Genomic DNA, 20,953 nt, shown 5'->3' on the forward strand with positions numbered 1-20,953 from the left:
CTCAAGAGCTTCTTCCAGCTATTAAAGCGAGAGCGCATCAGGAGATAAATATCTCCCGCATCTTGAATCTTATAAACTTGCCTTTGCTGTGATCGCTAAAAAACGCCCTGCATTAACTACGCAGGACGTTTCAGGTCTAAAAATATTTTCTTTCGTGAACTTAATTGGTGGTCGTGGTGGTGGTAGAAGACGAAGAACCTGCAGCAATGGCTATGAGCACCAGAGCTGCCCCAGCTGCGCCGCCTGCGGTACCGATACCGGAACCTGCATCAAACAAGCCCGCGTTATCAGCACGCACACAGACGCGAGCCGTACTGCCATCAACGGTTACCGGGTCCGGCTTGCAGTTATAAACTACGCCAGTTGCACCCTGGACCTGCAAGGAATAAACGGCGTCACTTGACGCGCCCAAGACGTTTGCCTGAGTGGTGGCGGCGGTCTGAGCGGATGCAGCCCCCGAGAAGGCAATCATCGCGACGGTAGCTGCTACAAACGTTTTCATTGGAAATACTCCTGTTATTTACCTAAAAATCTTACTTGCATAAACCTAATGCGACGCAAAGAGAAATCTCCTTATAAACGCTCTATTGGCTGTGTGCCGTGGCCCTAACCTTGATCTCAGAAGCCAGCTTACCCGCCTTTTCTTGATAGAACGTATCCCCTTCGTCTTCAAAGACCTCGAGCGCGGCGGTGATATGACGCGCGGCTAACGCGAGATGGTGTGATTGCTCAGAAGGGACATCATGCTCGGCTAGCGATTTAGCTACTATGGCTAAGTTTTCTTGTGTCAGCGCCCAGTCGAACGGTGCCGTATCCCGATTGCGCGCCTTAAGCGTATCGTGCAGCAGTTTATCTGCCTGCTTGAGTAGCACGAGCCTGCCTTTTCCGCGTGTTGCATTCGCCGTCTCAAGCAAGGCGACAGCTACGTTCTGGGTGGTCATCGCCCATTCGAGGGGGTTGCTTTCTTGAGAACGCAAGCGAAGCGCTGCGCGGAAGGCTTCGATTGCGCGGGCCAGATAAGCAAGCCGATCGACGTCATCGTCGCACTGCTTTGCCCTTAGCGACAATGCTGCACCTAGGTTTTGCTGTATCATTGCCCATATGTCACCGTCTTCGCTTATTGAGACTAGCGAAAGAGCCTCTTCGTATTTCTCGGTCGCTTCGTCCATCAAAATCATGCTAACAGGATCCCCAGACCGAACGCTGATGTTTGCCAATGCATTGGCAAGATTTTGTAGGATGCGGGCGCGTCGGGGCGCAGCGTAGTCATCAGCTTCGAGTGCTGGGCGCAATATGTCAGCCGAACGTTCCAGACCGGTTCCTCCAAATCGCAAGCCGTGCTCGAACAGCAATCGGTGATATCCAAGCCGGGCTTCTATGGATCGTAGTGGATCGAGGCTACGCCATGTTTCTGCGGCGCTCAAAAACCCTTCATAGGCGTCATCAGCCCGCCCACGTAGCAGCGCATTGCGCGCTCGCGCCTCCTTGGCACGGACTACCATTTTGCTATAGCTTTCATCGACTTGCCGTAACAAAAATTCATATCTGTCGAAATCAAGTTGGGCGGCAGCCTCGCGTGCGGCGGTCCTAATTTCTGCCAAATCGCCCATAGGGCCATCCAATTCCCTCAGCCGGCGCTTATAAATACGGTACTCCGACGCTTTATCATCAAGGAGCTGGCGCAGTTCTGTATCGGTTCTGTCAAAGACATGCTTGATCTCGAAGCGGCTAGCTAGTGCTTCAAGCTGATCACGGCGCGCGCTGGACAGCCCTTCAAGTTGCAAGGAAGGATTAGGCGATGGCGTGCGGAGACTATCTATCTCTTGCTGTGGAATATCGAGCGCGTGAGCTAGCCCTTGTACCGTGCGCGCTGCTGGGTTGGCTACGTGACCGTTCTCAAGCCTTGAGATGCTGGCTTTACGGCCTTCGTCATTCCATACATTTATAGCTAGTTCTCGTACCGATAGCCCCAAATCATCACGATACGACCGGACAAGTCGTCCGAACCGGGCACCAAAAGAGTTGACGTTAGAAGAAGCACGCTTCGTCATCGTTCGACACCGCGTTGAGATGTGCATTGCGCTAAGCTAGCTATATTGAAAGCTGATCCTATACCTTCACTACAAGACTCTTTTCGAGGGTGACCAGCGCCTCCCAGTGACTTTTGGTGCTAGTCACCCTTCGTGCCCAAATCTTGAATGATGTGTAATCTCGAGGCGGCATTCTTAATGTCGCGGGCCAAAACTTCACCTGACAGAAAATTCCTATCATTACTTAGTGGTGGAGGGAGCTTTGCAGTATTGATCTCTCGTAGCGAGGACTTTTGCCAACACGCCTAATCACCGGAGTTTTTTTTGAAACCGCAATTCCCCACGCAGAGCAATTGCGGCCTGTGTCCGGTTGTCTACTTGGAGCTTGCGAATTATTGTAGAGACATGCGCTTCAACAGTATTGATCGAGATTGACAAGTTTCGCGCTATGGCCTTATTAGACTGGCCCTTCGCCACTTCTTCAAGGATTTCAATCTGTCGGCTTGTCAGCAAACCAAGCTGTATGCTCCCAGTTGGCTTGTCCCCGCCCACACCTTCATTGGGCAACTTGAATGGCAACACCCGATGCCCCTCCATCACCACCGATATTACGGCCTTAATTTTAGCGGCAGGAAGGGTGGGTGGCACTACCGCGGCGACATTATCAGGTAAGCCTCGGGTACTTTCGAAAAGCACTTGGTCTTGAGGGAATAGAACAATACGCGCTGCTTCAAAGTTCTTCATGCCAAATGCGACGCATTCCGAAAGCGCATCGATCGTGGTGTACGATAGTAAAACAACGGTTGCGTCCGGAGGTACCTCAGATGATACGGAAGCAGTTATATATGGCACTTTCAAGTCCAGTAATATGAGCTCCAACGCGGATCTCATCAAAAAACAACCACCTAAAATTGCAACTTTATCGTTTTTTTCACTGTCCATATTTCCCCCGACCACTGCCGCATTTAGATTGCAACAGCACGATTAAACGATCTCATATCAGTTATGCCGAATCTGCTTTAAAAAAGCAGACGACCCGCATAAGGTTACTCCACCGCGATATGTGCGATAGGCAATACAGGCACATTCTCCGCCTCCAAAGAAAGCATGGACGCATCAGCAGTCTGCGCCACCTGTACGGAAGTTTTATTACGCTGTGCTTGTTGACTCCGATTTGACCGGGCAGCCCTTGCACGCGCAGCTCGTTGATCCGGCACTTCCATCGCCTGCCGAACATACACTATCTTAGTTTTTGTGGTCGCTTGCATCACATAAACGCGATCTTTTGCGTAAGTTGACGTCCCAAGGGCAGCCATGCCCAATGCTATTGCAGGAATTGCAAACCTGAATGGAGCAACCATGTCTTTCTCCTGGAGGTAGTAAAAACTAGATCGTATGAAGCGAACTTACAAACTCCCCTAAGCTCAACAGCTTACAGTAAAAATATGATCCTAATATCGCCTGCTTATAAACCACCTTGCGACACAATCTGAGCAAGATTCAGCGCAAAGTCAATATTTTTGGACTTTCCTGAGGACACCTAACGGAAAACCCTCATCGAATCGTCGATCAAGCCAAAATCCTTAGGTCGAAATCACCGAAAACGGTAACGCCGATCGCCCAGATCGAGAGTTTCCTATAAGGCCATCTGAGCCGAATCATTAAAATCCCTTGCCAAAGCTGTGACCGATCTCCGGAATGTTCGGATGTGGGAGCTGTTCGTAACTTTGTCCTGACCTGAGGCTGATCCTCGGGCTGGGTATAGGAAAAGGACATTCGAAATGAAAAAGCTTCTCATGACTTCCACAGCGTTGGTACTAGCAGCAGGTATGTCGTTTGCTCAAACGTCAACCGGACCAGACGTCAATCCAGATGATGCGACGGCACACTCTGGTAACGGTGCCACGGCTGATCAGAACACCGGTTCCTTTGGAAATAGCGCGAGTGCTCTCGATACTGGTGGTGGCGGTATTGATGAAACGGCAGATGCTAGAGCTGACCTCGGCGGGGAGTGGGCCGATGCATTCGTTAACACCGCTGGGGGGATTACCGCAGGCGGGCAGACCTCAAATGCTCTTTCTGTAACGGTAGACAGTCAGCCCGCGAACGCCAACCTTCAATTCCAGGTTGGCAACAACAACCAGTCCGTCAACCTTCAGTCTGGTACCGACCAAGAATCTGCAACGCTTCAAGATGGCGATGAGAACGACGCAATCATTAGCCAGACTTTTGCGTCTAACGAAGCAGCAATTTCCCAATTGGGCGACCTGAACCAAAACGCGATCTTCCAGAACGGTATCGATAATGGAGCTGCTGCAGCGCAGATTGGCGTAAGTAACGTTTCAACTATTCTGCAGAGCGGCAACCATAACATTGCTGCCACTTCGCAGGCGGGTAGCGGCAACAATGCTATGACCTTCCAAAATAACGGTGACAACACTGCGGCACAGTTGCAGGTTGGTGACGACAACCTATCGTTCATCTCGCAAGGTGGTGGTGATAACGCTTCGCTTGATGCGATCGATGGCACTACGCGGAATATTGGAATTGCCGGTTCGGGCCTGAGTGCTACGGGCGCAGTAATGGGAGCCGCGTCGCTTAACTCTGCAGCAAGCATTCAGTTGGGTAGCTTGAATAAAAGCGCGATCATCCAGCAAGGTGGCAACAACGAAGCTGTGAACTATCAGAGCAACTGATAGAGAACACGCTTCTCTGTTTTGTCAGAGAGAATGAAAACAGTCAGGGGCGCCATTGTGGCGCCCCTGTATTCGCACATGACGAGGAGTGCGTCATGAATATGTCATTAACTTTATTTCTTTTAGCAATGGTCGCCACACAAACGGATTCGGCGCCATTGGGAGAGAACTGCGCTCTTCATATGTCAGAGAACGGAAATGTGGTCACGCTGCAGGGCGTAGTAGACCCGCAAGACTGGCCTCAAGGTAGCTACAAGATGCAAATTGACGCTCGGCAGGGAGGAAGTCGGTCCCTCTCGCAACAGGCTGGTCAGTTCGGCGGCGAGCATACGCAATCTGCTGGCGGCTTTCTTGTTTTAGCATCTACGACAATGTATATTGCAAACGGAGGTCGTCTTACCGTCACGCTACATGTCAAGGGCGGAGATCGTAGTACATCCTGCTCTTTCGATTATGAGTGGAAGTGACCCGTTATCAAGGAATATGGATATGCGACTTAACCTCTTTATTGCTAAAATAGCGCTTATGCTTGTCGGCACAACCACTGGCCGGGCACAAGACTTTGGCTTTCAAGTTAGCAATGGGCTTACGCTTGAACAGGTAATTGTGACCCAAGAGCGTACTGCTGGCGCGCCCCAAAGTTCTGGCGGGGACGGGTCATCGGCGGTAATTTCTCAAGATGGTGAAGGCAACAATGCGGTCAGCTCAATCTCAGGTAGTCAGAACTCTGGAACTCTTGTGCTGCAACAAGGTAACGCAAACGATGCCATTGCTGTCATTCAAAACTCTCCCGGTAGCGCCATCGCTCAAGCTCAACTTGGAAGCAATAATTCTTCTTTGGCCGCTATCGTTGGGGGGCGGAGAACGGGATCGCATCGGCACAAATTGGCAACAGTCTCAGCAATTCAGTAGCACTTGTGGACTCGGTCGGTACCAAGGTCGTTTACGGACAAGCTGGGCAAAGCTACAGTGGCGGAATAGTGGTGCGAAATGCCCCCCGGGGCACGGTTGTTAAACTGAATTGACCCTGATTGCAGTGCTCAGATTGTTTTAGCTCGCCGTGGAGAGCTTTAGTGTTTGATATAAAGGCTATGACAATCTGGTTTTAGCTTTCAGGCTTTGCTTGAGAGGAGACATTCATGTTATCGGTCAGAACTATGCTTGGGCTAGGCACAGCCACATTACTGGTTAGTGCGGGTTCTGCCATTGCAGGTGACCTCATCTATAAACCGCTGGTTCCTGCGTTTGGCGGGACTCCAGATAATTGGGGCTACCTTCTAGGCACAGCGCAAATTCAAAACCAGCACTTGCCTCCGGCAGAGAGTGGGGGAAGCGGCGGCGCGCCTGACATTACCTTTCCTCCAATTGTAATCGATCTTGGTGGCGTGGGTTCCGACTCCGGATCATCTTCTACAGCTCAGGGCACGAATAACACTGCGGGCACGGCATCTAATTGAGGTAAACTGTAGACCGTCAAAAACGACGGCACTGAAACGGGGACGGCATGAAATTTTTTTTGATACTTGGCTCAAAACTGAGAGCGTTTGGGCTTGGTTTCAGTTTGTTGACCACTCTTGGTGGCTGCGCAGAACTGGGGTTGCAGTCTATTGGAACGCGTTTTGACAAGGATGTAAGGCCTCCACTCTCCACCCCGGCTACCAGTACCGGTTTAGCGCTCAGGCAATTGCCCCCTGCGCAAAAGAAGATTGATGTGGCTATCTATAAATATGAAGATAAAACCGGTCAAAATGAGGAATCTGACAATTTTACACGGTTCTCCCGCGCAGTATCCCAAGGGATGTCAGACGTACTGATTGATGTTCTTACAGAAGTCGGAGACGGCCAATGGTTCAACGTCATTGAACGCGCTAATATTCAAGATCTTCTAACCGAACGCCAACTCATTGATCAAACTAATCAGAACTATCGCGGCTTGCAACGCTCAGCGCTTGAGCCATTGCGCTTTGCAGGGATTATAATCTCAGGTGGCGTGATTGATTACGATACCAACGTTGTGACTGGCGGGGCTGGGGCTCGGCTTTTGGGGATTGGCAATAGCCTTGAATACCGCCGGGACCGCATCTCAGTGGTGCTGCGCGCTGTCAGTGTTCAAACCGGTGAAGTTTTGGCCTCAGTTCAAACCGAGAAAACGATCTATTCTCTTGCGGATCAACTTTCTATTTTTAGGTACGTCGCGGTTGACCGCTTGCTAGAACTTGACACAGGCTACTCTGTAAATGAGCCTACAGGTATCGCGGTACGGCAAGCGGTTGAGCTAGCAGTCTATGATCTCATTCTAGAAGGTGCAGAAGAGAATATTTGGCAGTTCAAGGATACCGCAGTACATCAGCAGCTAGTAACGCGCCAGAAAGTACGGCTGGCTTCTATTGGGCAGGCTTCGAACGCTCTTCGACCACTGGTTTCTCGGAATGTCATGACGGCTGACGTTGATTTACTCAAAAAACAGCAACGGATTCCGACCAATGTTCGGCGTTAATCGGCGCGCCTCTTCTTTCGGGATGGTCATCGCTACTTTGGGAGTAGCCCCATTGTATGGGCAGGGAAGCGCAACTTTAGACAGTGCCAATCGCATCACTGTAGGAGATTGGGCAATCGAATGTTTGATGGGTTCCGACGTTACTGCAGGAGGATGCCAGCTTTACCAGAGGGTTCTTACACAGGATCCCAGCATTGCAGCGATGATTGTCGCCTTGGCGTGGTCGGTTCCTGAAAAAATGCTGCTCGCACAAGTTTCTTTGCCCCTCGGTAGCGATCTTACCAAACCTCCTCTTCTAAGCGTCGATGGTGTGATCATAGGGAGTTTCTCTTGGTCGAGGTGCTTAGTTAACGGGTGTCTAATTGAGGCCTCCCTGTCCAACGCTCAAGTGGCGGCCTTACTTGAGGGAAAGAGTGCAAGTTTTACAATTGCCCAACCTAATGCAGGAGATATTCCAATTCCTGTATCGCTAACCGGATTTGCAGAGGGATTAGATCAAATTAGGCCCCGTGACGAGGTGCAAGAGTTAACGGCAAATGACGGTGAATAATTAACTGCGAGCCAGACTGTCAACGCACTGATCTAATGGGTCGAACTGAATTCTGACTGAGATACCGCTGATGTTCCAGGTTAATGGTGGAAAAAGTAAAGTTCGTATTCAAGAATTTTTCATCAGTCTCTGGTGATAGGCAATGCCCTCTTCGAGATCCTCGAAATATTCGATATGCCCGTTCTCTAGCACAATAGCAGCGTCACAGAATGCCCGGACATCCGGCATAGCATGGCTCACCAGAATTGCACCGCTGCGCTCCATCCGGTCGGCAAAGACAGCCCGGCTTTTTCGCTTGAACGAGGCATCGCCCACCGACGTGACCTCATCCACCAGATAGGTATCGAAATGGATACCCATTGAGGCTCCAAAAGCCAGACGTGATTTCATTCCCGCAGAATAGGTCCGCACCGGCATGTAGAAATGCTTGCCAATCTCGGCGAAATCCTCGACGAAATCAGCCAGTGCATCGGTGTCGGCACCGTAAATACGTGCCAGAAAACGCACGTTCTGGACCCCCGTCATCTCACCATGAAAAGAGCCGCCGAAAGCCACGGGCCAGGATACGGAGCCGCCGTGAACAATGCGCCCGCGGTCAGGCGACAGCGATCCAGCAATCATGCTCATCAGGGTGGATTTGCCTGCTCCATTGCGGCCCAGAAGCGCCAGTGATTTACCAGCAGGTAATGTAATGTTCAGGTTGTCCACGACCACTTTCTGGGAGCCACGCACCCAAAAACTTTTGCTGAGGTTCTCGAACCGGATCATGATCGCTCTACTACTGCCGGTCTCGGATCGAGTAATAGACCAACGCCCCCACCCCCCAAAGCAAGGTCAGGAATAGACAGGCCAGCCCGCCAAGCATAAAGCGCCGCGGGAATTCAGCCGTTTCGGGTCTTGTCGGCTCAATATAGGTTGCCAGATAGCGGCTCTGGCGGGTGGCGTTGGAGCGCGCGACCTCAACCGCAGACAGCGCCAGCCGGTAGGCTTCCTCGGCAAACTCGAGATCCACTTGCAAGCTTTCGTATTCAGCCAGAAGCTTCGGATAATCCTCAGCCACGGCACTGGTCATATCGCCACCGGTAAAGCTATTGCGCTCGCTCAGTATGCGTTCCTGAATCACCTCTATTCGACGTTTGGCCTGGACTAGGCGCGGATCGCTGGAGCTGTTCGTCTCCCGCAGAAGATCAAATTCAATCAGCGCCTCGGCCAACTGTTGTTGCAGATTGGTCATTACCCCCATTCGCCCCTGTAGATCGGCGAGCGGATCGACGATCTGGGTCCGAGTGCGAAACCCTGTTAGAGCTTCGCGCGCTTCTTTTAGCCGGTTTAAGGCTGTTTCTAAATCAGCATTGGCATAGCGCATCGCATCCGCCCGCGCGGTATCGTTGAGCGCATTAATCATTACTTGGCTTTGGTTTAAGACTTCCTGTGCGATAGCCTGCGCCATGGCGGGGTCGAAGGCAAGAACCTGCACTTCAATCAACCCGGTGCCTTGATCGAAAGAAACCCGTACCATGCGGTCCCAGTAATCGCTCAAGTCTTCGATGCTGGCATTCGGCTGGATCGAAAATACCGGATCGGTATCCAACAAGCTCTTTCCGTCAACGCCGAACCAATATTGCGCGTAGTGGCGGCGAATATCGAGTTTTGCGTCAATTTCTGATACCAAGCGTTGGCTCTGAACAAATTTGGACAACACATCCCCGTCTGAAGATACGGAACCTCCGACGAATTGTGCCAGCCCACTCAGGCTAGAAGCTGCCGAATTCCCTTCATCTTGACGCACAACAAAGCCGGTGGTCGACCGGTACTGATCCTGCGCAAGAACAGCGAGATAGAAAGCTGTTAGAACCGTAGGAATTACCACTGCGAAAAGAAAACTGGAAACCAACCCCCAATGTCGCCGACGCATCTTTGCGGCAGATACAACCGGGCGGATATTACCAGGGGCGGCATCTTTCTTCGGCCCGCCGGGTTTATCATCCCCACCGGGCGCCTTGCCGGGTTGTCCTGCCGACGGCTTCTGCTGAGCCCCCGGTTTGTTCGGCACAGGACTTGCAGCCGCCTTTTGCGGCGAACCTACTTTATCTTCGCTGCTCATGAGACCGAACCCCTGATCCGACACTTCTTATTGGGAGCGAACTTAGTTAAAGACGTGGGGGAATGCACGTCATTTGCGAAACTAAAGGCCATCCACTTGAGCACGACTGACCTTTCATCTTCAGTATCCGGGCAGGACCCTGCATCGGTCCCTCCACCTGTCGCGCAAGCACGCAAGCGCCACTCTTGGGCCTCAGGACGTGTCATCCTTGCCCTGATGCTACGCGAGATGTCGACCCGCTACGGCCGTTCGCCCGGCGGCTACCTCTGGGCCTTTTTGGAGCCGATAGGGGTCATTTTCATCATGGCAATTGGCTTCTCGCTATTGGTTCGAACACCGCCCCTAGGGTCGAGTTTTATCTTGTTCTTTGCAACCGGAATGCTGCCCTTCACCCTATATCAGAATGTCGCACAAACCGTGGGCGGGTCCATTGGTTTTTCTAAGAGCCTGCTAAGATATCCGATAGTAACATGGATCGATGCCATGATTGCCCGTTTCACGCTGAACGCACTGACCGGGCTTTTGGTCACCTATATCCTTATCGCCGGAATCCTTAAGCTCACAGAAACACGGGTAATCATCGATTTTGCTCCGATTCTACTTGCCCTTGGACTCGCCGCTTTTCTCGGGCTTGGCATAGGGGCGATAAACTGCGCCTTGAATGGTCTGTTCGCGCCCTGGCCTATGATCTGGTCTATCATTACAAGACCACTGTTTTTAGCCTCAGGCATCCTCATCATGTATGAAGATCTGCCTAAAGTTGCTCAGAACATTATCTGGTATATTCCGCATATGCATATCTCCGGTCTCATGCGCAGCGGTTTTTATCCGACCTATACGCCAGAATACGTCAGCGTCACCTATGTGGTGGCGTTCTGTCTACTCACGCTCTGCCTGGGGCTAATATTACTTGGACGTTTTCACCGCGATATCCTCAACAACGGTCGCTAGAGCCAGCACCTCCGCGTGTGAACGTGTTAGATCACGGCGCAAACCGTCGCGAATTGCCAGACGTGTCAGGCTCTCGAAGGCTGGGCGTTCTTCCCCGTAGTGGCGCGCTTTTCGCCACCACTTGGGCAGGATCAACAACAGTGCGGGCCAAAACAAAATGCCCGCAGCACGGCGATAGACCAGTAACAAGTTACGATGATTGTAATAGGCCTTCCAAAGCGGTCGGAACCGCTGCACGGGCCCTTCAATGGACTTAAAATCGTGCTCAAAACGCAACTTAGGAGCAAATCCAATCCGGTTACCCTGTTCGCGCATACGCAGGTTGTAAAGCACATCATCTCCATAGATGAAGACTGCCCCATCCGGGTAGCCTGTACGCTCGATAGCTTTGCGCGACACGAAGAGCCCCACGAAAGAGCCTACATCAATCTCACTGGTTTCCTGCCCTTCATAGTCTTCGGCGGACAAGTGGAAGCCATCTCGTACTTGACCCGTAAATACCCCAAAAACCGTGTTAAGGAACCGCTTAGGGCGCCAGAACGGGTTCAGCGCCGGGCGATTGATGTCGCAGATCACTCCGTTCGGATGATAGACCGCCGCTGCCAACGCATCCCAACCGCTGCGGTCCATAGCGTGAAATTGAGCCAAAGCACCCGGTTCAGGACGGCCATCGTCATCCATTAGCAGAACCCAATCAGGCCGGGCCTCTTGAGCCATGACAAAGCGCATGCCTGCCTCAAACCCCCTGCACCGCCAGTATTGGTCTCTAATCGGTAGTTCACAAGACGTGGGTCTTCCTGCGTGGCCAGCCACTCTGCCGTACCATCGTCAGAAGCGTTATCAACTACCACCAACTTGCTGAGATGAGCCTCGCTACTGTCCAGCAATCGACCCACCGTCAGTCGAAGCTGGTCAAGACGGTTATAGGTAACCACGATGGCAACCAGGTGCTGAGGATGGTTTGTGGACACGAGGTGAATCTTTCAAGTTGGTTATTGGCCCGCAACACAGACCGCGGCGGCTGAGGCGTGTCTACGCCCCGACGGTAAGTTTTAAAATCCGTCTGAGGCATGCCAGCGGTGCGCATCGCTCAACATCTGCGGCATGGTGGAGCGCGACGGGGTCCAGCTCAATTGCGTTCTAGCCTTATCCGACCCGCAGACCAACTTCACGGCATCCCCAGCGCGACGCGGGCCTTCTTCCATCGGTACGGGGCCATTGGTGACAGCGGCGGCCGCAGCGACCACCTCGCGTACCGAGAACCCGTCGCCGGTGCCCAGACAAAAGACTTCCGAAGGCTTGCCCGCTTCCAGCCATTTCAACCCCGCCACGTGGGCATCGACCAGATCGCTGACATGCACATAGTCGCGGATGCAGGTGCCGTCTTCGGTATCGTAATCAGTGCCGAAAATTGTCAGCGCCCCGCGTGTTCCGGCCACCGCTTGGAGGATCAGCGGCACCAAATGGGTCTCCGGATCATGGGCCTCGCCCACCTCTGCTTCGGGGTCCGCGCCGGCCACGTTGAAGTAGCGGAAGATCACATGGTTCAATCCTTGAGGCGCGAAATCGCGCAGCATCTGTTCGATCGCCAGCTTCGAGCCGCCATAGGCGTTGATCGGGCGTTGATCGGTTTCTTCGTTCAACACGACCCCATCTTGATCGCCATAGGTGGCGCAGGTCGAAGAAAAGATGAACTTGTCGATCCGGCTGCCCGCGTCGCCTCGATCAAGTTCAGCCCGCCCAACACATTCTCGCGCCAATAGCGGGCGGGGTCTTGCATGGACTCGCCGACTTGGCTCAGCGCTGCGAAATGCATGACCGCAATGGGGGCATGTTCCGCCAGCGCCGCATCAATCGCCGCGCGGTCCAGAAGATCCCCCTCCACAAGCGGGCCGAACTTGACCGCCGCCCGATGGCCGGTGCTGAGATTGTCGAACACCACCGGCGTATATCCCGCCTGTGCCAGCGCCTTGCAGGCATGGGCCCCAATATATCCGGCCCCGCCGGTCACCAATACTTTTGCCATGGGTCATCCTTTTGTTTGGCGCCATGTGGCACGCTTCGGCAGATCAGGCAACCGGCCCCGCCCTACGTCTCGCTCCGCGCTTTCACAAAGCCTAGGAAAGCGGCATCCACACTGCGCAAGCGCTGCTGGCCCTTCCGGTGCCAATAGCTTTGCCAATCTGCTACCAGCGCGTAAACATCCATCCCCGGCATCAAGGCGCGGGCCGCCTCCAATGCATCAGGGGAGGGACTGGGGTGATACCCGGCTCTAGCACCGCGTCCCGCGCGGTGACACGGATGATATCGCCTGGCTCTTCCACCAGCTGGTAATCCGGCAAATGATCCGCCGCGATGATGTCGCGGACCATCTTACGAAATACCCGGCGCGGCGAATTGGACCCCGTTTTTTTCAGCAGCGTTTCCACCGACACTTGCCAACTCCGCTGGCGGCCACAATGTTTGCGTGCCAACTCGTATAGCCGCCGTTCCAGCGGCTTGCGCAGACGAAAGTAGTCACGGCTCAACGTCAGCACTGATTTGGAAAGCACCGCCCGATACAACCAATCCGACAGCGTTACCGCCACCGACACCATGCGCCCACCACGGGTCTTGCGCACGATCTCCCAGCTTTCGATCAAGCCAAAACCTGTCGTAACCTCGATGGGATCGTCCTTGGGCCCAGTGGCAACATTGGTGGTGATCCGCGTGCCCACCAGCCGCTCAAAAGCATCCTTGAGCCGGCGATAAGCATCACCGCTGGTCTCCCTATTCGTCGCCACCATCAGATCATGCGCCTTGAGCACCAGCCGCCGCGATGTCGCCCGGCCTGCATTCACCGCTGCCATCAGCTGCGAGATGCAAAAGATCAGAATGTCCTTGTCATGGATCGTCGCCAACCCACGCACCGAGGGTGTTACCGTGATCTCAACGTCGTTATGCGCATAATGCAGAATGCGCCGATCTGGCCGCGTTGCCAATGAAAACAGCGGATGTTCCATGCTGGCTAGATCGCTCTTGGGCACAACATCAAACACGTCACAAAGAAAGAAATCCCCATCGGGATGATGATGAGGGGCCAAAGCCCCCTGCCCGCTTATCATGCTGCCCTCGTCGCTCTTGTACCGCTCTGTGGCGGCTTTTTAGAATCGTGGTTTTAGTTACGCCTAGAGTGGACTTATCCACAGCGGCCTGTCCAGTCTCGCTTATCGCACAATCGGGGGTTCAGAGTCACTTCAGCGTGGTTTCAGAATCGCTTTATCGTGGGTTCAGATTCAATCAGTACTCAGAAAATCTAGATTATCCCTTTAAAAACAGCGGTAAAGCCTGAAAGGCTAATCCCGTAACCATAAATAACTGATATTAACACCGAAATAATTCGCTCACTCCCCTGCTTTCCGGGTGAAAAACCGCAGATTTTCTAAGAAAATTCATATGAGGAGACGAAAATAGTTCCATGTGCGCCCTTTTGTGATACTCAGTCAAAAAGGCAGCACACAGGGCAGTTTCATGGATCACCCCCTTATTTCTCCATCACGCCTGAAAAGGCGCGGGCAGAACTGGAAGCGCCGGTAGGCACGCAAAAGTTCCTGACCATTTCCGAGGCCTGCACGCGGGGCATGGGAGACCTTGCCACAAGAGGTCTGGGCGAAGAAGGCAAGAAATCCCTCCGTCTGTTCTCCACTTGGGAAATCACCAAATACCTCATTCCCGTAGCACAGGCCCATTTCCGCCGCGTTCTGAAAGCAAACCCCGAACTGCCCCAAGGCCGATCTGAGACCGAAGGCGGCGCCAAATGGTTTACCCTCGACGAAGTGCTGCGCCTGCGGGCCTTCTTTGCCGCCGAAGGGTCCAAGGCCAAAGAATACCTCCCTACCGACCCAAAGGGCGACCCGCCAAAATGGTGGCCGTGGCCAACTTCAAAGGCGGTGTTGGCAAAACCTCGACCGCGGCCCATCTGGCGATGTCGGCAGCGCTGGATGGCTACCGTGTGCTGGTGATCGATCTGGACAGCCAAGGTTCAATGACCAGTATTTTCGGGGCAAGGTTGAAGATGAATGGCAAACCGTCTTTCCGCTTCTCGCGCGCCACTATGCCGACCATCTACAGGGGGAGAACCGAGCCCGTGTCTCCCGCGGCGAAACCCCGCAGCCGCTGGATGATGCGCTTAGCGATGCACGCGAAATCACCTCAGATGATCTAATCCAGAAAACCCATTGGCCCAACATTGATCTGATCGGTGCGCAGCTGAACCTCTACTGGGCGGAATTCCAAATTCCCGTTTGGCGCATGGCCGCACGCGGTTGGAAGCTTTGGGATGCGCTAACCGACCGGCTAGAAGCCGATGGTGTACTGGACAACTACGATGTCATCTTCCTCGATACGCCGCCCGCGCTTGGCTATCTGACGATCAATGGATTGGCCGCCGCTGACATCTTGCTGGTGCCCTTGGGCGCGTCCTTCCTTGAGTTTGATTCCACAGGGCGTTTCTTTGACATGCTGCACGCGACATTCTCCTCAATCGAAGACGGGGAAAACGTCGCTGCACGTGCCCTGGGCCAACCAGAGGTTAACTTCGAATGGGATGCGGTGCGCGCGGTCATCACCCGTTTTGACAGCACCCAGCAGGCCGAAATGGCGGCACTCATGCAAGCCTATTTAGGGCCAACCTTGTCACCCCACCGTCAGGGTTTTACAGCACTGATCGGGCAAGCGGGCGAAAGCGTGAATGGTATCTATGAGGCCGACTACCGTGATTTTAACCGTGAGACCTATGCCCGGGGCCGCGAGACCTTTGATGAAACCTATGCCGCGTTCAAAAAGCTTTTGATCGGCGCATGGGCACGGGACGTGGCAGAAGAGGGCGCGTCATGAACCACCCTACCCTCCCTTTGAACTGCGTACGTCGGGCTAACCCTTTTTTCACTCTTTCTGCAGGAGGCTACCATGGCCAAACGTAAACGCCTTGCTGTTCCGGACCCGTCCCAGATCGCAGCGCCGGAGACTAAAGCCATGGACATTCCAATTGGATATGCGCCCGATCACATGAAGCGCCGCGCGCCGATCGCCGATGTCGCGGGGCAGGCGGCCACAACCGCCGCGTTAGAGACTGTCGCGGGCGAAATGCAGGCGGCCCGCGAAGAGGGGCGCTTGGTTCAGAAGATCCCGCTCGACGCAGTAGATGCCGCCCATATGATCCGCGACCGGATCACAATCGACCCCGAAGAAATGGCAACACTCGAAGCTTCTCTTCTGGCACGCGGGCAGCAGACCCCGATTGAGGTGGTCGAGACAACACCGGGCCGCTACGGGCTGATCTCTGGTTGGCGCCGTATTAGTGCCTTACGCAGCCTCGCACAGCGTGGGGAGGGGCCGGGCAATGTGCTGGCGCTGATCCGTAAACCGGATACCGCCTCAGATGCCTATATCGCCATGGTCGAGGAAAACGAAATCCGTGTCGGCCTCAGCTATTTTGAACGGGCCAGTATCGTCGCTGGCTCTGTTCGTGAAGGCGTGTTTCGCAACGAAAAAGAGGCCCTGAATAGCCTTTTCGCGGCCGCTTCTCGTGCCAAACGGTCTAAGATTAAAAGCTTCCTCCCGGTGGTCGAAACCCTCGGCGCCTATGTCCGTCACCCTTCAGCACTGACTGAACGCCTCGGCCTCGCGGTATCGACCCGTTTGCAGGCAGAGCCGGAGTGGGGAAGCGTCTCTATGACAGGCTTCGTAAAGCAGATCCGGCCACGCCGGAGGATGAAGCAGCCTTGATACAAAAGGCTCTGGAGGGCGGTTCATATTCTAAGAAGGTGGGGCAGGGGGCAGCAAAGCCTGCACCCACTATCCCGGCATCGCCAATTACCGTAAGCCGCAGCAAAGGTACGCTGCGCTTATCTGGTCCAGCTGTAACAGATGATTTGATGGATGCAATTGAGGCGTTGGTCCGGGATTGGAAGGCATAGTCTCAGGTGTCGCCAGAAAATGGCATACCCAAATGTTTCGCACGCGAAACATAATTTTACAAGGTACTGTTATATATAAAGAAAATAAATCTTTCTTAGGAAGGGATGGTAAATTCTAGTGTTATCCTTCGGGATATTCACACAGGTTCTGCACGAACTCGCCACTTAGTACCGATAGTGTGGTGTCACTAGCGTGGTAATGAAATCGAACGGCGTTTACTGGATACTGGCGTTCGAGATTATTCTGGTGAATGCGCGTTAAGCAGGACAATGCGCCGTCTTTCGGGCCGCACTCTACGGTGTGTTGGGCACAAACCTAACGCAGAACCATAGTCTGAGACCATCGTTGGTATTGAAGCTAGTGGCCAGATGTGCCCCCACCTGTGCGCTTGGAAGAGTGCCAAGCACGTCACCGTCTGGCCTTGCTTGGCCTCAGGCAACAAAACTTCCGGAGAGAATTTGCTATCTTCGCGGAGACGACGGTCCTCCAGTCGTGCAGCCGATCTGTTTCGTCTGGTTGTCGTGACGATTGACAAAAAGCGACACGGCCTTGGGTGCCTTTTACCGGCGGCTGGGAACGCGCATAGGCAAGCGAAAGGCAGTGACGGCCACGGCGCGCAAGATCGCAATCTACGACTCCATCCGCTATAGCATCACCTATCAGGATAAGGACGCCGCAGCTTTTGATGATCGACATCGGCAACGCGTCTCTGAGACCTCCAGCAGCGTCTCAAACAATGGGCTATGCAAAACCACTGTTGAGACCTGAGACCCGGTTATGGCCACCCGCTGCGCAATTTGAGGGCTGCGCAGACGGCCATAACGTCTCCACGGCACTTCTTTCCGACTGAACTGGCCCCCATTTCGACCGGACACCTCGGACTGACCAAGGAGGCTTAAGGATAGCCTTAAGCACATGCTTATGTCTGCGATGGAAATCATTACTGATGGTGGGCGCCGTCGACGCTGGTCTGCGGCTGAAAAGCTGCGGATCGTTGAAGAGACCCTCTACGACGGGGATAGTGTTTCGGCCGTTGCTCGTCGTAATGGCGTGGCGCCCAATCTGTTGTATCGTTGGCGTAGATTGATGCTTGAGGGAGGGAGTGTCGCTGTGACAGGAGATGAAAGCGTGACCAGCAATAAGGCTGTTCGAGAGATGGAAGCCCGCGTTCGGGAGCTTGAGCGTCAGCTGGGACGCAAAACGCTGGAAGTGGAGATCTTGAAGGAAGCGCTCGACAAGTCCCGCTCAAAAAAACCGACCTTGCTTGCGCGTGCCTGCGGCACCTCAAACCGGGCGGTTCCCGATGAAGGCGGTGGCACAGACGTTAGGCGTATCCCGTTCGAACCTACATGAACGGCAGAGGGGAAGCACGGAGCCGCGTCGGAGCTATTATAAAGCTCAGGACGCGGCGCTCTTGCCACGTATCGAGTGTTTGGTGGCGGAACGCCCAACCTATGGCTACCGTCGGATCTGTGCAGTGCTGAACCTGGAACTCAAGGCAGAAGGCCTTGCCCCGGCAAATCATAAACGCGTCTATCGCAGGCCAATCACCTGCTGCTGGAGCGATCCGGCTTCGACCGGCCCGAACGCGCCCACGATGGCAAGGTCATCATGATGCGGTCGAACTTGCGCTGGTGCTCTGACGGGCTGGAGTTCACCTGCTGGAATGGCGATGTTATCCGCGCGGCGTTCTTGCTCGATGCTCATGATCGCGAGGTCATCGCTTGGCGGGCTGTCGCCAATGCCGGGATTAGCGGCTCGGACGTGCGTGACATGCTTCTGGAGGCCGTCGAAAAACGCTTCGGCAGCTATTACGCCCCAGAGGTTGTTGAGGTCTTATCCGACAATGGAAGCGCTTACACAGCAAAGGAAACCCGCATCTTCGCTCGCCAGATCGGCCTGAAGTCATGCTTCACCCCAGTCGCCAGCCCGCAATCTAACGGCATGTCCGAAGCCTTCGTAAAGACGCTCAAACGCGATTACGTACGCGTCAATCCACTACCCAATGCCGAAACCGTTTTGAATTTGATAGGAGAATGGATCGAGGACTATAACGACAACCACCTAGACAGCGGCCTAAGATGGCGATCGCCTCGAGAGTTCATCAAGGCTAAAACCGAAACCGCTTAGGTGTCCGGTGAAACGGGGGCCGGTCCACCGACATGCTATGAGACCGAGTTCACCAGTCAAGCGATCTTAAAATGGGCCGACGAGAACAAGGTGCTTTGGCACTACATCGATCCGGGTAAGCCTCGGCAAAACGCTTTCGTTGAAAGCCTCAACGGCAGGCTTAGGGATGAGCTTCTGAACGAGGAAATCTTCGATAGTGTGGAGGACGCACGGAGCAAGCTTGCCCTCCGGCGTTATGATTACAACACGGTCAGACCGCACTCGTCCCTGGACAACCAGACACCGCAGCAAGCGCGCCGAGCGTTTGAGCAATCTGAGGGCTCCACGCCCGGCGCACTTGCGCCAGACGGAGAAGCCGAATACCGAAATCCAACCTGTAGACTCTCGTTATGAACGATGATCCGGCGGAGGGCAGGTCTAAAAAAGGTAACAGGGCAGGGGTTGGGCGGATTCTGAGACCTAGATCAGGGAACTCAATAGGGAGTAAGTCAGACCTACACGCGTCAAACTTTGCATCACTTGCATTGTTTTAACAGTGCTGTGCAGCGCTTGAACTGATAGTTGGGCTAGGTTAGGCAGCGAAGAGCTCTTAACGTTACTTGATGCACGGCGTATCAAACATTCGCACGGAGTAAATTGGTGATGAAGAAAATATATGGGCACCCGTGGGAGCTTTTGCGTCGGACGCAACATCTCACGAAAACTGGAACAGTACTTAGACAACCGAATTCAATCCAAGATATCTTTCCGAGAAACAGAAATACAATTATAAGCTACTTTTTTGCCAACTAAAGGGATCGGTATGTCACCTAATAGAAAAACTGGTCACGTTTGGTTGTTTTCAGAAAGTTGCACAGCTGAATTCTCCCAAGAACTAGCCGGAATATTTCCTAAAATCAAAAAGTTGAATGAAGGGACAGCTTCCAGTGAAGCTCATGTTTTTCAGAATCAAAAAGGAATTATCCTTGTTGGTCGCGGCCTCGTTGATACACTTGTAACTACAATAGCGCAACGCTCTGATCCACTTGAAAAACTTGAAGAGTGGAAGTTAGAGACGGCGAACATCCTAGCAGTATATCGACGTAGCCGAAGAAAAGCCTCTATGTTTTTGATGGAGGAAATTATAACTGATCCTAACCGTGCCATTCGAGAAGTTTCTCGTAAAACCGGGTACAATGTACGATATCCAACTACATTAACTAATGGGCAAAGTATAGAGCGAAGCGCATTGCACTGGTTGCTCGCCGAGGCTTTAGCTACAAGAGACGTTGAGGCGCAAAAGCTTAGCGAAGAACTTGAAGCGTCATCGATACCACTCGTTGAACGTAAGAAGGAAAAGCTTGATACGGCACTTGCTGCGTTGAAGTGCTGCGCTCAACTACAATACGACGCCGACGTAAAAGAACAGCAAAGTGTAGAACTTGAAATTCTAGAAAAAAAAGTGTCGGATCAGCTAGAAGCCCTTATTGAAGCAGACACACAAGCAACTGAAGTCAAACTTCTTGTTGAGCAAGCTAATGCTACAAAAATAGAAATGACGCAGCTATTAGGTGAAAACCGATTTGCCGAAGCTGAGATCGAAATGCTCTTGTCTCAAATAATCTCGTTGCAACACTCGGTTGAAGAGGTATTCAATGAGCTTCAGGATGCACTACAGTATAAAGAAATAGCCTCTGAGCGAGATAGGGAAATATTAAGCCTGAATAACCGAATAGGAGAAATCATCTCTGAACGGGATCAGGAAATAAAAAGCCTAAATGTCCGAATCGAAGAAATCATCTTTCAGCGAGATAAAAAAATACTGGACTTAAATAGTCGAATGAATAGTTTGGAATTTTCTAACGCGACTTTAGATAGGTCGGTTAAAGAGAAAAATAGGATGATTGAGGATCTCTACCAATCGTCCTCTTGGCGTATAACCGCACCACTACGGTTTATAAAAAAGTCTCTTAGTAAGTAATTATCCGTTCAAAGCTAGATGTTAGTAGAGTTATGTTGAGGGCCCTATGTACTGGCGAAAAAAATACTATCGTACCC

At 53.0% G+C, this 20,953-nt stretch carries 20 protein-coding genes and 4 pseudogenes; 14 read left to right on the forward strand and 10 right to left on the reverse strand.

Annotation, left to right across the window (positions count from 1 at the left end; translation table 11 throughout):
* Positions 1-160: 160 nt before the first annotated feature.
* The 4 genes from CUR85_RS18525 to CUR85_RS18540 form a co-directional block, all read right to left on the reverse strand.
* Positions 161-502, reverse strand: coding sequence for a hypothetical protein (locus tag CUR85_RS18525; protein ID WP_280323108.1), 342 nt, complete (start codon positions 500-502; stop codon positions 161-163).
* An 82-nt stretch (positions 503-584) separates the two neighbouring features.
* Positions 585-2,051: a helix-turn-helix domain-containing protein gene (locus CUR85_RS18530; RefSeq protein WP_280323109.1), complete on the reverse strand. Its 1,467-nt coding sequence runs from the start codon at positions 2,049-2,051 to the stop codon at positions 585-587.
* A 288-nt stretch (positions 2,052-2,339) separates the two neighbouring features.
* Positions 2,340-2,972: a response regulator transcription factor gene (locus tag CUR85_RS18535; RefSeq protein WP_280323110.1), complete on the reverse strand. Its 633-nt coding sequence runs from the start codon at positions 2,970-2,972 to the stop codon at positions 2,340-2,342.
* A gap of 104 nt (positions 2,973-3,076) precedes the next feature.
* Positions 3,077-3,391 (reverse strand): hypothetical protein, encoded by a 315-nt coding sequence (locus CUR85_RS18540; protein ID WP_280323111.1) that lies wholly within the window; start codon positions 3,389-3,391, stop codon positions 3,077-3,079.
* A 420-nt stretch (positions 3,392-3,811) separates the two neighbouring features.
* On the opposite strand from CUR85_RS18540, the gene CUR85_RS18545 reads away from it, so the two are divergent.
* From CUR85_RS18545 to CUR85_RS18565, 6 genes are all read left to right on the forward strand, one after another.
* Positions 3,812-4,726: a hypothetical protein gene (locus CUR85_RS18545; RefSeq protein ID WP_280323112.1), complete on the forward strand. Its 915-nt coding sequence runs from the start codon at positions 3,812-3,814 to the stop codon at positions 4,724-4,726.
* A gap of 95 nt (positions 4,727-4,821) precedes the next feature.
* Positions 4,822-5,193 carry a curli-like amyloid fiber formation chaperone CsgH gene (gene csgH / locus CUR85_RS18550; protein ID WP_280323114.1) on the forward strand — a complete coding sequence of 124 codons (372 nt, stop codon included), beginning with the start codon at positions 4,822-4,824 and terminating at the stop codon, positions 5,191-5,193.
* A 22-nt stretch (positions 5,194-5,215) separates the two neighbouring features.
* Positions 5,216-5,638: a hypothetical protein gene (locus CUR85_RS18555; protein WP_280323115.1), complete on the forward strand. Its 423-nt coding sequence runs from the start codon at positions 5,216-5,218 to the stop codon at positions 5,636-5,638.
* A gap of 245 nt (positions 5,639-5,883) precedes the next feature.
* Entirely contained in the window at positions 5,884-6,183 is a 300-nt protein-coding gene (locus CUR85_RS20650) for a curli assembly protein CsgF (protein ID WP_425520189.1), read from the forward strand.
* Between the two features lie 47 nt (positions 6,184-6,230).
* The gene (locus tag CUR85_RS18560; RefSeq protein WP_280323116.1) at positions 6,231-7,223 is read left to right on the forward strand and encodes a CsgG/HfaB family protein; all 993 of its coding nucleotides are present in this window, start codon (positions 6,231-6,233) and stop codon (positions 7,221-7,223) included.
* A complete protein-coding gene (locus CUR85_RS18565) occupies positions 7,210-7,773 on the forward strand; it encodes an invasion associated locus B family protein (protein ID WP_280323117.1) in 564 nt (187 codons plus the stop codon). The genes CUR85_RS18560 and CUR85_RS18565 overlap by 14 nt, the downstream gene beginning before the upstream one ends.
* 108 nt (positions 7,774-7,881) lie before the next feature.
* On the opposite strand, the gene CUR85_RS18570 is transcribed toward CUR85_RS18565, so the two are convergent.
* Both CUR85_RS18570 and CUR85_RS18575 read right to left on the reverse strand, forming a co-directional pair.
* Positions 7,882-8,541, reverse strand: coding sequence for an ABC transporter ATP-binding protein (locus CUR85_RS18570; protein ID WP_280323118.1), 660 nt, complete (start codon positions 8,539-8,541; stop codon positions 7,882-7,884).
* A 10-nt stretch (positions 8,542-8,551) separates the two neighbouring features.
* Positions 8,552-9,877 carry a KpsE/RkpR family capsule polysaccharide export protein gene (locus tag CUR85_RS18575; protein WP_280323119.1) on the reverse strand — a complete coding sequence of 442 codons (1,326 nt, stop codon included), beginning with the start codon at positions 9,875-9,877 and terminating at the stop codon, positions 8,552-8,554.
* 54 nt (positions 9,878-9,931) lie between these two features.
* On the opposite strand from CUR85_RS18575, the gene CUR85_RS18580 reads away from it, so the two are divergent.
* On the forward strand, positions 9,932-10,828 hold the full coding sequence (locus CUR85_RS18580) for an ABC transporter permease (RefSeq protein WP_425520186.1): 897 nt from the start codon (positions 9,932-9,934) through the stop codon (positions 10,826-10,828).
* On the opposite strand, the gene CUR85_RS18585 is transcribed toward CUR85_RS18580, so the two are convergent.
* The 4 genes and pseudogenes from CUR85_RS18585 to CUR85_RS18600 all read right to left on the reverse strand — a co-directional run bounded on the left by CUR85_RS18585 (position 10,784) and on the right by CUR85_RS18600 (position 13,932).
* A complete protein-coding gene (locus CUR85_RS18585; protein ID WP_280323121.1) occupies positions 10,784-11,509 on the reverse strand; it encodes a glycosyltransferase family protein in 726 nt (241 codons plus the stop codon). The genes CUR85_RS18580 and CUR85_RS18585 overlap by 45 nt on opposite strands.
* Positions 11,509-11,799, reverse strand: coding sequence for a glycosyltransferase (locus tag CUR85_RS18590; protein ID WP_343245498.1), 291 nt, complete (start codon positions 11,797-11,799; stop codon positions 11,509-11,511). Before CUR85_RS18590 ends, CUR85_RS18585 begins: the two co-directional genes overlap by 1 nt.
* Positions 11,800-11,880: 81 nt before the next feature.
* Positions 11,881-12,854: pseudogene (gene galE, locus CUR85_RS18595) on the reverse strand (UDP-glucose 4-epimerase GalE).
* Between the two features lie 62 nt (positions 12,855-12,916).
* Positions 12,917-13,932, reverse strand: a pseudogene (locus tag CUR85_RS18600) (replication initiator protein A).
* A 516-nt stretch (positions 13,933-14,448) separates the two neighbouring features.
* On the opposite strand from CUR85_RS18600, the gene CUR85_RS18605 reads away from it, so the two are divergent.
* The 7 genes and pseudogenes from CUR85_RS18605 (at position 14,449) to CUR85_RS18635 (ending at position 20,876) form a co-directional block, all read left to right on the forward strand.
* Positions 14,449-14,829 carry a hypothetical protein gene (locus CUR85_RS18605; protein ID WP_280323131.1) on the forward strand — a complete coding sequence of 127 codons (381 nt, stop codon included), beginning with the start codon at positions 14,449-14,451 and terminating at the stop codon, positions 14,827-14,829.
* Positions 14,730-15,032, forward strand: coding sequence for a ParA family protein (locus tag CUR85_RS18610; protein WP_280323129.1), 303 nt, complete (start codon positions 14,730-14,732; stop codon positions 15,030-15,032). Before CUR85_RS18605 ends, CUR85_RS18610 begins: the two co-directional genes overlap by 100 nt.
* A gap of 32 nt (positions 15,033-15,064) precedes the next feature.
* Positions 15,065-15,703 carry an AAA family ATPase gene (locus CUR85_RS18615; protein ID WP_280323130.1) on the forward strand — a complete coding sequence of 213 codons (639 nt, stop codon included), beginning with the start codon at positions 15,065-15,067 and terminating at the stop codon, positions 15,701-15,703.
* A gap of 72 nt (positions 15,704-15,775) precedes the next feature.
* A complete protein-coding gene (locus CUR85_RS18620) occupies positions 15,776-16,594 on the forward strand; it encodes a ParB/RepB/Spo0J family partition protein (RefSeq protein ID WP_280323122.1) in 819 nt (272 codons plus the stop codon).
* Positions 16,595-17,707: 1,113 nt separating this feature from the next.
* Positions 17,708-18,916, forward strand: a pseudogene (locus CUR85_RS18625) (IS3 family transposase).
* Positions 18,917-18,955: 39 nt separating this feature from the next.
* Positions 18,956-19,309: pseudogene (locus tag CUR85_RS18630) on the forward strand (integrase core domain-containing protein); the annotation flags it as partial.
* A 409-nt stretch (positions 19,310-19,718) separates the two neighbouring features.
* Positions 19,719-20,876, forward strand: coding sequence for a hypothetical protein (locus tag CUR85_RS18635; protein WP_280323123.1), 1,158 nt, complete (start codon positions 19,719-19,721; stop codon positions 20,874-20,876).
* Positions 20,877-20,953 lie beyond the last annotated feature (77 nt).

Origin of the sequence: Sulfitobacter faviae (assembly GCF_029870955.1) — a bacterium.
In the GTDB taxonomy this organism is placed as follows: domain Bacteria; phylum Pseudomonadota; class Alphaproteobacteria; order Rhodobacterales; family Rhodobacteraceae; genus Sulfitobacter; species Sulfitobacter faviae.

Bases quoted from the DNA above. Each gene is read 5' to 3' on its own strand.
- CUR85_RS18525 (WP_280323108.1), bottom strand. From the start codon at position 502: ATGAAAACGTTTGTAGCAGCTACCGTCGCGATGATTGCCTTCTCGGGG.
- CUR85_RS18530 (WP_280323109.1), bottom strand. From the start codon at position 2,051: ATGACGAAGCGTGCTTCTTCTAACGTCAACTCTTTTGGTGCCCGGTTC.
- CUR85_RS18535 (WP_280323110.1), bottom strand. From the start codon at position 2,972: ATGGACAGTGAAAAAAACGATAAAGTTGCAATTTTAGGTGGTTGTTTT.
- CUR85_RS18540 (WP_280323111.1), bottom strand. From the start codon at position 3,391: ATGGTTGCTCCATTCAGGTTTGCAATTCCTGCAATAGCATTGGGCATG.
- CUR85_RS18545 (WP_280323112.1), top strand. From the start codon at position 3,812: ATGAAAAAGCTTCTCATGACTTCCACAGCGTTGGTACTAGCAGCAGGT.
- csgH (WP_280323114.1), top strand. From the start codon at position 4,822: ATGAATATGTCATTAACTTTATTTCTTTTAGCAATGGTCGCCACACAA.
- CUR85_RS18555 (WP_280323115.1), top strand. From the start codon at position 5,216: ATGCGACTTAACCTCTTTATTGCTAAAATAGCGCTTATGCTTGTCGGC.
- CUR85_RS20650 (WP_425520189.1), top strand. From the start codon at position 5,884: ATGCTTGGGCTAGGCACAGCCACATTACTGGTTAGTGCGGGTTCTGCC.
- CUR85_RS18560 (WP_280323116.1), top strand. From the start codon at position 6,231: ATGAAATTTTTTTTGATACTTGGCTCAAAACTGAGAGCGTTTGGGCTT.
- CUR85_RS18565 (WP_280323117.1), top strand. From the start codon at position 7,210: ATGTTCGGCGTTAATCGGCGCGCCTCTTCTTTCGGGATGGTCATCGCT.
- CUR85_RS18570 (WP_280323118.1), bottom strand. From the start codon at position 8,541: ATGATCCGGTTCGAGAACCTCAGCAAAAGTTTTTGGGTGCGTGGCTCC.
- CUR85_RS18575 (WP_280323119.1), bottom strand. From the start codon at position 9,877: ATGAGCAGCGAAGATAAAGTAGGTTCGCCGCAAAAGGCGGCTGCAAGT.
- CUR85_RS18585 (WP_280323121.1), bottom strand. From the start codon at position 11,509: ATGGATGACGATGGCCGTCCTGAACCGGGTGCTTTGGCTCAATTTCAC.
- CUR85_RS18605 (WP_280323131.1), top strand. From the start codon at position 14,449: ATGGGAGACCTTGCCACAAGAGGTCTGGGCGAAGAAGGCAAGAAATCC.
- CUR85_RS18610 (WP_280323129.1), top strand. From the start codon at position 14,730: ATGGTGGCCGTGGCCAACTTCAAAGGCGGTGTTGGCAAAACCTCGACC.
- CUR85_RS18620 (WP_280323122.1), top strand. From the start codon at position 15,776: ATGGCCAAACGTAAACGCCTTGCTGTTCCGGACCCGTCCCAGATCGCA.
- CUR85_RS18635 (WP_280323123.1), top strand. From the start codon at position 19,719: ATGTCACCTAATAGAAAAACTGGTCACGTTTGGTTGTTTTCAGAAAGT.